The sequence below is a fragment of the Streptomyces sp. NWU339 genome, assembly GCF_003143855.1.
In the GTDB taxonomy this organism is placed as follows: domain Bacteria; phylum Actinomycetota; class Actinomycetes; order Streptomycetales; family Streptomycetaceae; genus Streptomyces.
In genome coordinates, this window is the sequence record NZ_QFRK01000057.1 from 16,637 (window position 1) to 29,893 (window position 13,257).

6 protein-coding genes and 2 pseudogenes are annotated in these 13,257 nt (G+C 70.0%); all 8 read right to left on the reverse strand.

Annotation, left to right across the window (positions count from 1 at the left end; all coding sequences use genetic code 11):
* Positions 1-60: 60 nt before the first annotated feature.
* Positions 61-825: pseudogene (locus DIZ27_RS37390) on the reverse strand (helicase associated domain-containing protein); the annotation flags it as partial.
* A 202-nt stretch (positions 826-1,027) separates the two neighbouring features.
* Entirely contained in the window at positions 1,028-3,850 is a 2,823-nt protein-coding gene (locus tag DIZ27_RS37395) for a Helicase associated domain protein (protein WP_109382844.1), read from the reverse strand.
* Between the two features lie 107 nt (positions 3,851-3,957).
* Entirely contained in the window at positions 3,958-4,992 is a 1,035-nt protein-coding gene (locus tag DIZ27_RS37400; RefSeq protein ID WP_109382845.1) for a TniB family NTP-binding protein, read from the reverse strand.
* Positions 4,986-7,232 (reverse strand): DDE-type integrase/transposase/recombinase, encoded by a 2,247-nt coding sequence (locus DIZ27_RS37405; protein WP_109382846.1) that lies wholly within the window; start codon positions 7,230-7,232, stop codon positions 4,986-4,988. Before DIZ27_RS37405 ends, DIZ27_RS37400 begins: the two co-directional genes overlap by 7 nt.
* The gene (locus DIZ27_RS37410) at positions 7,229-7,858 is read right to left on the reverse strand and encodes a TnsA-like heteromeric transposase endonuclease subunit (RefSeq protein ID WP_375232050.1); all 630 of its coding nucleotides are present in this window, start codon (positions 7,856-7,858) and stop codon (positions 7,229-7,231) included. The genes DIZ27_RS37405 and DIZ27_RS37410 overlap by 4 nt, the downstream gene beginning before the upstream one ends.
* Positions 7,859-7,975: 117 nt before the next feature.
* A pseudogene (locus tag DIZ27_RS37415) lies at positions 7,976-8,979 on the reverse strand (IS5 family transposase).
* Between the two features lie 255 nt (positions 8,980-9,234).
* On the reverse strand, positions 9,235-12,234 hold the full coding sequence (locus tag DIZ27_RS37420; RefSeq protein ID WP_109382848.1) for a DEAD/DEAH box helicase: 3,000 nt from the start codon (positions 12,232-12,234) through the stop codon (positions 9,235-9,237).
* A 44-nt stretch (positions 12,235-12,278) separates the two neighbouring features.
* On the reverse strand, positions 12,279-12,812 hold the full coding sequence (locus DIZ27_RS37425; protein ID WP_109382849.1) for a hypothetical protein: 534 nt from the start codon (positions 12,810-12,812) through the stop codon (positions 12,279-12,281).
* Positions 12,813-13,257: the final 445 nt, after the last annotated feature.

The following is a 13,257-nucleotide window of genomic DNA, read 5'->3' on the forward strand; positions in this document are numbered from 1 at the left end:
GCCTCAACGATGGGCGACGTGTGAGTGGCAGTAGCTGGCGACAGATCCTGTCAAAGGTCGCTACGCCCACTCCACGCCCAACTCCCGCAGCGCGCCCAGCTGCTCCGCCGTGAGTTTGTCGCGCCTCGCGCGGGTGTTGGAGATCCATACGCCCAGCTTCACGGTCACCGGCTCCGTCTCACCGTCGACCGCGATCTGTTCGCTGTGGCCCCTTGGCACCGGCCGCTGGCCCTCCCGTTCCACCCACTGCGTAAGGGCTGCCAGGCCGCGCAGGAACGCCGCCTGGGCTTTGCTGGAGCCCTTCGTCGCACGCGTTGCTGCCGGGGCGCCAGTCGGCGTCGGGGCGGGCTTGATGCCCAGCGCGGTCAGCCGTTCCTGCTGCTCGCTCGACAGCTGCGCCCAGGTGCCCGGATGCTTCTGCCGCTGGAGCCACTTGCCCAGGTCATCACCGTCGAACAGCACGCCCGGTTCGATGGCCGGCAGGACGCCGCCGGCCTCGGTGTCGACCAGGTCGGCGAGGATGCGGTAGTGGCGTTGCCAGTCCAGTGGCCACGGGCAGTTCCAGTCCTCATCGACTGCGGTCAGCTGCTGCGCGCGCACCCCGGCCCGCTCCGCGTCCTTCCCCAGGCCGCCCTTCCGGCGCAGATTGGCCATGTGCTGCCCGACGGGCACCATTGTCTCGCCCTCACCCCATACCGCGTCCTGCCGGGGTGCGAGGTGCCCCGTGGCGCGCCGGTAGGACCGCAGCGCGGCGAGCTTGTTCTCCCATGCCTCTTCACCGGGCTCCCAGACCATGCCGGCCTCCGGCAAGTCGAGCAGGGTCTTGCTGTCGCGGGTCGTTTTTTATGCGCAGTGGGTGTGTTCTGAGCTGGGGTTTTCTCAGTTGTCGTCTTCGTTTTGTGGTGTTGATGGTGTTGCCGAGGGTGGCCTGGCAGGGGTCCTGCAGGTTCCTGGCCTTGGGTTGTGCAGTTTGCCTGGGTGGCGTGCAGGTGGATCGGGCCGCTACTTGAGAAGTCGACGGATGAGGTCACGGATTCGGGTGGATGTCGATGGTGGTGAGGAGGTGGTGCTGCTGGGGGTGGAGGATGTCCCACCGGGTGCGTTGGATATCGGCCCACTGCTGGAGGGCGGGGGGAGTGGGCTGGCCTGTGTGGTGATGCTCGCGGGCTTGGTGGTAGGTGCGGTGCCAGTGGTAGGGCCAGGGCGGGTTCCACCAGGGGTCGAGTGTGGTCAGGGCGTGGTGGAGGGCGTAGGGGGTGTTCGTGTTCTGGGCCAGGAGGCGTTGCCGGGCCAGCCAGGGCCCCAGGGGGAAGCCGTCGTGGACGGCGCAGTACGGCGTTGCCAGACTGCCGTGCGCGGCTGTGTAGCTGCGGGCGTGTTCGAGCGCGGTCTCGGCGTACGGGCTGAGGGGCCGGGTGCGGGTGCTCTCCTCGGTGAGGCCGATGTCGGCCAGGAGGCGCTGCTGGCCGGAATGCAGGTCGGAGTAGTGCCTGATCTGCCGGCGTAGCCAGGCCCGCTCGGCGGGGGCGAAGCTGCGGAACTCGTGCGTGGCGTCTAGCTGGTGGCCGGTCTGGACCTGCTGATGAATGTGCTGCCAGGAGCGCTGCCACGCCAGGCTCCAGGGCGGACACCACCACGGATCGACCGCGGTCAGTGTTTGCGCGGCGACAGACTGGGGCGCGCCCCTGTCGGCGTCGGTTCGGGCGTGCTGGCGTTGCCGGCGCAGCCACCGCCCCAGCTCGAACCCGTCGTGGACGGTGTTGATCGCGGCAGCGAGAGTGCCGTATGCCGAGTGGTAGGAGCGTGCGTAGCCAAGTCCGGTGGCGAAGTCTGCCTCGTTCTCTGCGGGCCGGGCAGCGGCGTCACAGGCTCGGTCCGCGCTCAAGCCGATCTGGGCGAGGAGATCCTGCTGGTCGGGCTGGAGTGTGTCGTACTGGGCGCACTGGTTGGTCAGCCACGTGGCGAGTGCGCTGCTGGTGTCGGGGAAGCCGGCCGTGGCGTCCAGGACGTGACCGTCTTGGACGTGGGTGTGTGCCTGGTGCCAGGAGCGCTGCCACTCCAGGGACCAGGGTGGGTTCCACCAGGGGTCGATCGCCGATAGTGCCAGCGCGCGGGAGGAGGGGGCGCCATGACGCATCTGGTAGGCCCGGTCTTTGCTGCGCTGGTTAGCCAGCCACTGCCCTAGCTTGAATCCGTCCTGGACGGTGTCAGAGGTCGCGTTCACCAGCGTGCCGTGGGCGCGGGCATAGGCACGTGCACCCGCGAGGGTGCGTTCGAAGTGGGTGGCCATGTGCTTGCGGCGAGGCCGCGCCGCCCGTACGGCCTCAGGGGTGAGGCCGATGTCGGACAGCAGGCGCTGCTGTGCGGGGTGCAGCTCGTCGTAGCCGGTGCACTGGTGGTACAGCCATTCGCCCAGACCGAAGCCGGTGGTGGGGAAGCCGCGCTCGGGCCGCAGGCCGCCCCGGGCGCGGGCATGGTCGCGGGCTTCGTAGTACGTACGCTGCCACATCACCGTCCACGGCGGCCGCCACCACGGATCCAGCGCCTCGAGTTCCGCGACGTGCTCGGGCGGCACCGCCGACGACTTCCGGTGGTTCGACAGCCACCGGCCCAGCGCAAAGCCGTTGAACCGGCTGTGGATCGGTGCGGCGAGGTGGCCGTGAACGGCGGCGTAGGCGCGGGCGTGGGCCAGGCCGGTTGTGAAGGACTGGTCCGAGGTGTGTCGGAGTCCCAGGTGCAGCCGCGCACCGTCCGTCGTCTTCTCGTCCTGATGGGCGGCCTTCCGGTAGGCGGTGAGTTCGCGGGCGATGGTGCGAGGCCGGTGCGCCATGTGCAGCGTCCACCCAGGGCCCGCGACGGCAGAGCCAGTGCCGGCCCGTACGCGCTGCTGCACCCACACCAGCAACGGACCTGCTGACGTAGACGCGAGCCGGTCAGACAGCCACGGCCGGTCCGTGGCACGCGCTAGCTCGGCGACCAGGCCGGGGGCGTACGTGAGAGTGTGCGGGAGATGTCCGCAGGTGTCGGCGAGTAGCCGCTGTCGGGTGTGTTCGTCAGTGAGGACCGAGGTAAGGGCGACGGTCTCTGGGTAGGTGACCGCGTCCCTGGTCAGCAGCCGCCACCAGCCGGGGTCGGTGCCTGGCGGTGCGAGCTGCAGTGCCCGGTGCGGCCACTGCTCTTCTTCGGGCCACTGCTGTGCCCACCAGGAGACGGCCACGGCATGGGCGACCTCGAAAGCCTCGGACGCGTCCGGCCGACGGCGCAGCAGCTGCAGGTGCCGTCGGCGCGCCGTGACCATCTCCGGCAGCCCTGTCAGGTCGATCTGCTCGGTGTCGGCCGGTGCGCCGTCGATCCAGTGGGTGCCGAGCATCCAGCGCCCATGGCGCGGGCAGATGCGGGTGTGCGGCTGCAGATAGAGCCGTGCGGGCTTGGTCCGTCCGGTGCGGGCGGCGGTGCACAGCCGGCAGTCTTCTCCTGCAGCGGGCACGACGCTCCCGAAGCGGAACCGCCCGGCCGGCCTAGCCCCGTCCGGCGAGAGGGGTTCCTGGGAGGTCCAGGCGGGCAGAGCCCGCTGAAGGGTCTCTTCGGGGACACAGCTGAATGCGGAGATGCGGGCGCGGGCTTCGGCGTTGAGGTAGACCTCGCCGTCCGTGCGGTAGCCCTTGAACAGACCTCCGCCGACCTGGAGGAGCGCGGGGATGAGGTCTCTGACGCCGAGCCGGTAGCGGTCGGCCAGCCGGTCCAGGTACGACAGGTTCGTCTCGCCTTGCAGCGGCGCGAGCCGTACCGGCCCCGGACGTGCCGTTGCTGTCTGCGGTGGCTGCGGCTGTGGTGGAGGAAAGTCGTGCATGAGGGAGCAGAGGTCGTTCCTGAAGTGTTTCGGATGTACCGGCATTCGACCCGTGGCCGAATGGGGGATCGGGATGGTCGGTTGAGGCAGACGCCGTAGGTCAGGGGTCAGGGCTGGCGTTGCGTGGGCGTCCGGCGGCGGTGCGGTGCCCGGGCCCGTTGTTCGGCGGCGGTGTCGAGTTCGATCTGTTCGAGCAGTTTCTTGGTGACCTTCTCGGTCCCGTCCAGCAGAGACACCAGGGCGGCCTCCCTGATCAGGTGGGACAAGCTGCCCATACGGCCGCCGGTACGGGCGTGCAGGTAGGCGGCATGCGTGACCAATGTGCCGGGCCGGTGGTGGCGCAGCCGCAGGGCGCTGTCCATGCCGCGCACCAGGTCGTGCCAGATCTGCTGGTCCGCGCTGCTGCCGTAGCGCAGGGGCTGGTTGCGCACGATTTTGAAGCGGCCGGCGAGCTGGGAGCCGCGCACCCCGGTCAGCAGGGGTGAGGATTCGACGTCGATTCCGGAGTAGACGAAGGTCGCCGGGATCCGCTCGCCGAGGTACTTCAGCTGATCAGAGGTCTCGGCGCCGGCCCGGCTGCGGGTGTCCATCAGGTGCACGTCGTCGACCAGGACCAGTTGGGTGCCCATCTCGCACAGCAGCTCGCACACGGCGTTGGTGATCTGGATCTGATTCATCCGCTCCAGCGTCGGCAGGCCCAGGAAGCGGGCGAACTCGCTGATGAGCATCTTCGGGGTGGAGGACGGCGGCACGGTGATGAACAGCACCGGCAGACGCCTGTCCTGGTTCGAATGGCGGCGCCGGTCGGCGAGTTCGACGGTGCGCCCGAGCTGCTGCATCGCGGTGGTCTTCCCGGTGGTGGCCGGCCCGGAGATGATCAGGCCGCGCCGGGCTCCGCCCTGCTGGCCGCGGTTGAGCAGCAGCAGACGGCGCACCGCGGTGGAGATGGTGTCCATCGTGGGGGTCTTCAGCACCACGAACCGCGCGTGGTAGTCCTCCCGCTGCTCCAGCGTCCATTCCTGGTCGCCGGCGTCCCGTGCCGGTGCGTGCGGCGTGTCGACGAACTGCTGCCACCCGTCCCACGTGGTCAGCGGGTTGAAGATGCTGTGCTGCGCGGTGGCGGACTGCGCTGTCGTCACCATGCCTGTGCCTCCTGGTACGGGTCGTAGATGCGCATGCCGCCCGCCCCGGCGGCGTCCAGCGTCTGCTCAGCGGCCTGGTCCCGGGCCGTTTCAGCCGTCGACTCGGATGCCTGATCCGTGTGGCCTGCCGCGGTGTCCCGGCCGTCAGCGAGGGCGGCGAGAAGGTAGTCGTCGCCGTCCAGGTCGTCCTCGATGGCGTCCAGGCCGTCGTCGGTGTCCCAGCTATCGGCATCCTCGAGTGGGACGGTGAAGGAGCCGGGCAGCCCGAACGAGGTCCCCGGCGCGAGAGGCGCAGGCCACTGCTGCGGGTCCATAGCGGGGGAGGGGTCTGTCATCTGCGCGGCAGCATGAGCCCGGGCGGCTACCGTCCGCTCGCGCTTACTGCCCAGCCCCTGGCTCGCACGGCGTAGCAGCTCATCCAGCGCCTGGGCGATTGCGGCCTCATGCTCTTCGCGGCTTGCACGGCGTTCCATGGTGCGGCGGACGTGGTCGAAGGTGAACGCGGTGAACGGGCGCCGGACCGCCTCCGCGTGGACCCACGGCACTTCCAGCCAGCCTTCGGGCAGGCGCACCCACACCCGGTTCGGGTCATAGGGGTTGTGATGCACCTCCCACCGACCGTTCTTGTCAGCCCGAGCCGAGCGGCGACGCCGGTGGAGGTTCAGGCCGGGGTGGTCGTAGGTGCGGTAGCCGAAACGGATGCCGTAGTCGTTGATGGTCTGCCACCGCACGGGCAGCAGCTCGACGTAGTCGTCGGCAGACAACGGCACCGGCACATACCCGGCCACAGCTACCAGCGCCGCCCACATCTCGTTCGGGGAGACGGCGGCCTGCGGCATCATCGGGTGCCGAAGCGCCTCGTGCCGACGCTCCTGCCACCCGCAGATGACCCACTCGTCCAGCAGCTCCTGCAGCTGCGCCAGGCTCCAGCACGCATCCCCTTGCGCCGCCGTGCCCCGCTGGGAGACATCCGAGCCGGTGTGGCCCGGCAGGTACTGGCTGAAGCCGTCGGCGATGGCGCGGAAGGTCCGCTCCACGTTCCCCTTCGCCGGGCCGTTCGCCGGCGGCACCGGCTGCACCGACACCCCCAGGCTCTCGCACGCCGAGACGAACGAAGCCGGCACGTACACCCGGCCCTGGTCCACCACCACCGTCTCCGGCATGATCACCGGCCGGGCAGCCACCCCCTCAAGCCGCGCATCCACAGCCACCAGCCGCTCATACGGGATCACCGACCGCTGCATCGACAACGCCGCGTCCCAGCCCGGCCGCATCGCCGCCGGCACCACCATCTGCGCCAGCAGCATCGCTGCGTCCACCGACCTTGTGCCCACCGGACGCAGCACCGCCGCGCAGATGCTGCGCGTGGCCACATCCAGCGCGATGCTCAACTCGACCCGGCCGGCCACGCCGTCGTCCAACACCGCCAGCACGTCCAGCGGCGTGCTGTCCAGCATCACCAGCTCACCCGGCCGCAGTGCCACCGTCGGCGTGAACGGCGGCGCCGGCCGCGACGCGTGCCACCGCCGCTGCGCCGCCGTCCCCAGCAGCCCCTGCCCATCGGCCACCGCGTGCACCAGCCGGTTGAACGTCGACACCGGCGGCAGAGCCACCACCCCCGCGCCGTGCTCCTCCTCCAGCAGCCACCCCACCCGGCGGCGCAGCCGCACCAGCGTGCCCGTCGACCGCTCCCGCTGCTCCTCCAGCACGGACCTGATCGCCGCAACCACCCGCTCATCGGCCCGCCCCACCACCGACCGCTCCCGCACCGCCCGGCCGTCCACCAGCCCCCACAAACCCTCGCTGCGGTAACGCGCCCGCATCCGACGCACCGTCGCCACACTCGCCGACCAGCCCGCCGCCACCAGCTCCTGCGCCTTCGCCTGTTCCCGCTGCGCCAGACTCCGGGTCGCCGGGTCGAACTGCTCACGCAAAACCCCCTGCCCGGCCGCGTCGGGGAAGCCGGTCTCCACCTCCCGCACATGCCGCTGCCACGCCAACGCCCGCTCCCGCACCTCTGCCGGCAGCGTCTCCAGCAGCCCGAACGGCGGCACCCTCCCCGGCGCCGACCCGCCTTCCACTTCGAAGGACGGATCGGAGAACAGGTAGGGCAGCAGCACCACCGCCGCAGCACCCTCGTCGGCCACCAGCGTGGCCCGGGCACCTTCCAGCACGGCCACCGTCCATACCCGCCCGTCGTAGCGAAGGCGCGCCCCGACCTCGACAACCGCCTGTGTCACGCTGCTTGGGCCTCCTGCCGTGCCACCGAGACGGTGACACGCTCGTGCAGTGGTTCGTTCAACCGCACACGCAGCACACCGCTCCACAAGGCGTGAAAGACCGCAGGCCAGACGGCAATCGGGTCACCCAGCTCCCGCACCGCCTCCACCGCAGGCCGTGGATTGCCGAACGCCGCCATCAGCCTCGGCAGCCACGGTCCCGCACCGTGCCGGGGATGTCGGTAGCCCGCCAGCCACCGCACATTGGCCACCAGCACCGGATCCGGCGGCTCTGCGAACCGGTAGCACCAGCCCGCCGCCTCCGCAGCAGCAGTCACGATCCGCGCCCGCCCAGCCAACCGGGCCGACGGGCCGCTGCGTCCCACGCAGTCGACCAGCAGACCACTGCCGTTCTTCAGCCTGGCCATCAGTTGCGGCGCATGCCCGACGACTCTGCCGCCGTTCTCACGCCACACCAGCTCCACCGGCCGGCAGGCCAACGCCACAACCCCCGGATCCCGATCCAGCAGCATGAGCTGGGCCCGCATCGCACCGGACCCGTATGCCACCAGCCGCCCACTGGTCGACGACCACCACCACCCCGGAGCAACGCGCCGCCCATACCGGACGGGAAACGACCGAATCACGGGACAGTCCTCGAAGACGACGTCCTGCGCGGCCTCGAGCCACGAGACCTGATGTGCCTGTCCCAGAGGATCCCGAAAGCACGCGTCGACCCGGCTAGGGCGCGTATCGAGTCGTGATCAATGGGCGCCTCGGGTGAGGTCTTTGATCCAGATCATCGAGGCGCGCAGGTGGAGGCCGGCGAGGTAGCTCTCCGGGGTCTTGTCGTACCGGGTGGCGATACCTCGCCAGGCCTTCAGCTTGTTGATCAGGCGCTCGACGGTGTTCCTCTCCTTGTAGAGGTCGGCGTCGTGGCGGACGGGCCGGCCGCCCCTGGAGCCCTTCTTCTTCCGGTTGGCGGCCTGGTCCGACTTCTCCGGGATGAYTGCCTTGATGTGGCGTTTCCGCAGGTGGGCGCGGTTGCGGCGGGATGAGTAGGCCTTGTCCCCGGCGACCGCGTCCGGCCGGGTACGGGGGCGGCCGACAAGACCGCGGACCCGAATCTTCCCCAGCACCGGGATGAACTGCGGGCTGTCGGCGGCCTGTCCAGCGGTCAGGACGAACACCAGCGGGCGGCACCTGCGGTCCGCGGCGAGGTGGACCTTGCTCGTCTGCCCGCCCCGCGAGCGTCCGAGAAGGGCCGCCTTCAGCCGGAGCTTTCGCCGGCGCCGGATGCGTCGTCGCTCTTCCCGCTCAGGATCGGCTTCGGCGTCCTGCCCGTTTCGTTCTTCGTAGCTGCCCCCTTTGACCTGGCCTTCTCCTCCTCGGCGGCAGCCTTCTCCAACGCGGTGAGCACGTCCTCGTCCAGGTGCATCCCCGCGGCGTCGTGGTGGGCCCGCGCGGTGGTGGAGTCGATGCTGACCAGGGACAAGTCCACCTCGCCCCGCTTCGCGGCCTCCGCGATCAGCCCCTCCAGCAGGGCCTCGAACACACCCGCGTCACGCCACTGCCGGAAGCGGTTGGAAACGGTTGACCAGGCGCCGAACTCGGTCGGCATCTCCCGCCACTGCCCGCCCGTCTTGAACCGCCAGATCACGCCCTCGAACTGCTGCCGCAGCCGCTCGGGGTACGGCCCGTACTGGCCGATCGGCAGGTACGGGCCGATGAACTCCCACTCCGCATCCGTCAGTTGCACTCGCGTCACATAAAACGATCTACCGGATCAGGTCCCGCCCCAAGAGCGAAACCCGCAGATTGATCACGACCCAATACGCGCCCTAGTAGCCACAGCTGCGGCGGACACCTTGAAATCGCCCGCCGCATCTCCGGCCACACCAACAACTCCGCGAGGCTCCATACCCGAAGCCAAGTACATGAGCAGAAGCGCAGATGCTCCGATCCACGCCGCTCACTCGAACGGATGAGAACCCTTCGCTGCAGGCGTGGTGTCTTCGGCAGATCAGGCTTGGGCCGGCTGGACAGCGCTCCGGAGTTCGATGTCCACGACGGTGGAGGCGATCTCGTCCTTGCGCCACTTCTCGGGGGAGTTATGGCGGACCAGGCCGCCCTCGTAGGCCATGCGCAGCAGTTCGGCCTTGGTGTGGTTGCGCATCAGTTCGTTCATGCGCCTCACCCGCTCCCTGCCCTGCGCTGCCTGGACCTGGCGCTCTTCCTCCGCCATGGCGTCGCCTCGGTCGTGGCATTCCTGCCCTGACACGTCCGACGGTACGGGCTGGACGGAGACGTCATCCGCCGAATCCGGGGCACCGGGCTGACTCGGCACCGGCGCGGCCTTTGCCCAGGGGACGCCCAGCGCAGCGAGGGCGGCCTGCTGCTCGGAGGCGAGCTTGTCCCACCTCGATTTCACGTTCGAGACCCACACGCCGAGCCGGACCGTGACCGGCTCGGTCTGGCCGTCGATAGTGATCTGTTCGCTGTGGCCGCGGGGTACCGGCCGGTGGGCGCCTTCCCGTTCCACCCACTGTGCGAGGGCCGCGAGGCCTCGTTGAAAGGCCTGCTGCGCCTTGGCCGGGCCCTTCGTCGCACGCGGGGTCGCCGGAGCGGGCGACGGGATCTCAAGCGGTTGTACGCCCAGCCCGGAGAGCCGTTCCTGCTGCTCGTCGGACAGCTGTGCCCAGGTACCCGGCTGTTTCTGCCGCTGAAGCCACCGTCCGATGTCGTCGCCGTCCATCAGCACCCCGGGGGCGATGTCGGGCAGTACACCGTCGGCGTCGACCAGGTCGGCGAGGATGCGGTGGTGGCGCTGCCAGTCCAGCGGCCACGGACAGTTCCAGTCCTCGTCGATCGCGGCCAGCTGCTGCGCGCGCGCCGCGGCCCGCCGCGGGTCCTTGCCCAGGCCGCCTTTTCTGCGGAGGTTGGCCATGTGCTGCCCGACGGGCACCATCGCCTCGCCCTCACCCCACACCGCGTCCTGCCGCGGAGCAAGGTGCCCCGTGGCGCGCCGGTACGACCGCAGCGCGGCGAGCTTGTTCTCCCACGCCTCTTCACCGGGCTCCCACACCATGCCGGCCTCCGGCAAGTCGAGCAGTTCTTTGCGCCGCTCCTCCAGCTCCCCGGCCCGCAGCGTTTTCCTCTGCTGGTGCACCCACCGCCCCAGTGGAAACGCCTTGGTCGCCCCGACCTCGGTCTCGACGTCATAGGGCACGGCGTAGAGGCCGGTGATCTTGTTCTCGGCTCGCCAGCGCAGCAGAGCTTGGTAGCCCTCCAGCCACACCAGGGACTCCGGCCGGTAGACCCGGGTGCGCAGGAACGCCGCAATCGTGCCGGCGTCCCGGGGAGAGGAGAAGCGCAGCAGCGCCGACCCGGCGGCGCCGTCGGTGTCGCCCTGCTCCTGGTCCTCGCCGTCACCCTCACCGCCGGCGCCGACGATGCGCCCGTCCACATCGCGCCTCACGTGCACGGTGCGCTGTCCGCTGGTGAGGGCGCGGGAGGCGAGCTGCTCGACGAGTCGTTCATCGTGCGAGCGCAGGCCCTGCAAAACGGCGACAAGAGGGCGGAACGAGGCGGAGGCGACCATGTCGGTCGGGTCCTCGCCGGGCTGAAGGAACACCGGCACGATGATCCGGGCGACCTTCGTGGAGCCGTCGCGGTTGAGCCTCAGGGCCCGGCCGATGTTCTGCACGATCTCCACCTGGGAGCCGCGGGTGTCGGCGAAGCAGACGGCCTCGACTCCCCGCTCGCCGGTGATGTCCACGCCCTCCCCGAGTACGCGACAGCTCGCCAGGAACGCCCGGTGCACGCGCCGGCCCGCGGCATCGATCCCGCCTGCGAACTGCCGGATCACCTCGCGCCGCTCGGACACCACATGGTCGCCGCACAGCCACGCCGACCACACCCTCTCCGGCGGGACGTGGCGGCCGGCCTCCAGCTCGTAGAACCGTGCGTCGATCGACGACTTCGGCAGCCGGTCCGCAGCCGCCAGATCGTCGCCGGTGGCGTCGCCTGCGTACAGCTCGGCAGCGGTCTCGGGCAGCTTGTCCGCGAACGCGGCGGCCTCCTCCACCTTCTGGTGGAAGGTCATGACCGTACGCAGGTTGTACGCCGCCGCGTGCTCCAAAAGTGCGGTCTGCAACAGCGCCAGGCGCCGGCCCCGCTGCGCCTCCTGCGATTCCCCAAGGACGGGGGAGGGATCGCGGATCTCGAGGACGTCGATCTCGAATCCGGCGAGGATGCCCCGCTCGATCGCCTCCGAGAGCCCGAGCTCGGCCAGCCACGGACCGTAGGTCCCGTCCGGGTCGTCGGCCATGCTCGCGATCTCCAGCTCGCGCCCGTCCGTGCCCTGCTGCGGCCGGGGCGCGGCCAGGATGCGCGGGGTCGCGGTCAGGTACAGCCGGAAGTCCGCCGGGATCCGCTGGTTGTCGTGGATCGCCGCCCACGGCCTGCCAAGATCACCTGCAGTGGAGTGGGCCTCGTCCACGATCGCGAGGTCGAAACCGCTCATCCGCTGCCCGTACAGCCGCTGCCCACCCGCCAGGGCAGCCTCCAAAGGCCCGCGCACCTTCCCCTGACCCAAGGGGTCCTCTGGATTCTCACGGTCCACGAGAGAGGCGTACGTGGCGAACACGACGACGGGCCCGCTCCCGGCCCACAGGGCGAGCTGGATCGCGTTGGTGGTGGTGCGCACCCCGAGCCGCTCCAGGACCTCGTCCTTCTCCAGCGAGCACACCGCGACCATCGGGGAGCGGTGGCCCACCAGCCGCCACGCCTCAGCGGTCTGTGCGAGCAGGTCCAGGGTCGGCACGGTCACCAGGATCCGCCCGCCCGGGAAGCACTCCAGCGCACACGCGGCAGCCATGATCGTCTTGCCCGATCCGGTCGCGGACACGATCGTGCCCCGCGCCCCCTCCGGCGGCACAGACGACCTTGCAGGAAATCCCACCCACCTCCGAAACGCCGACTTCTGATCGACCTGGTGTTCCCGAAGCCGAATACCCAGCATTCCCAGACTCCTCCCCTTACCTTCTTTTCTGCTCGCTTGGGAAATCACCAGGACGGCGTGAAGGGCGGGACGGACACCGTACCGTCCTCGCCCACCACGATCCGCTCGGCCAGCTGGGCCAGGACCTCAGAGGGACGCAGCCCCGTCCGGTTGGCCACCGTCTGGATCAGCCGACTGGACGCGGCGGACAGCCGGACCTCCGCTCGCAGTTCATCCGCTTCCTCCCCCCGCCGTTCCCCCAAGGCGTCCTGTGCCGCAAGAGCACCGGCAAGCCGTTCCTCACGCTCACGAGCCCACACCGAGCCCTGAGCGTCCCGTTCCGGCTCGTACACGCTCCAACCGGCCGCAGTCATCAAGTCCCTGACGCGCTGCCACTCAGCGTGCTGGGCCAGCCAGATGACAGCCAACCGCTCCCGGTCCATCTCGAACGCGTAGAAGGAACCGTTCCCCCTCAACTGCTCCGCGGTCTCCCGCTCACGGACAGCGGCCTCCGCGACCTTTTCCGCAACGGCGGCGACGTCCAGGCCATCCGCCTGACGCCGGACCTGATCCCGCGCCACGTCCTGAGCACTCCACATGCGTTTTCCCTTTTCCGGAAGGCGCGGGCATCCGGGCCCGCATCGGGTGGTTGGAGGGTGTCCCGTGTTTCCACCAACACTACATGGTGCATCAATCTGATGCACCCGCTGCACCGGCACCCGAAACGAACGAGCACCCCCCACTCTCGCAGCCAGCCCGGCCCGCGCCAGCGGGCCCCAACGGTCCTGGAGGCGCAGCCGGAAGGAGCGTCAGGCGGGGGAGCGCAGCGGACCCGCCGACCCGGGCTGCAGCGCAGCGGAAGCCCGGTAGCGGGACGAAGTCCCGCCGCTCCGGGAGCGCAGCGAACGGAGCGTCAACCTGTGGGCGCAGCCCACAGGTTGCGCGGGTGGCGCAGCCACCCGCCAGCGCTCCCGCGGAGCGGGAGCGCAACCCCCGTGCGCAGCACGGGGGTTCGCTTGCACATCGCGCAGCGATGTGGTACCC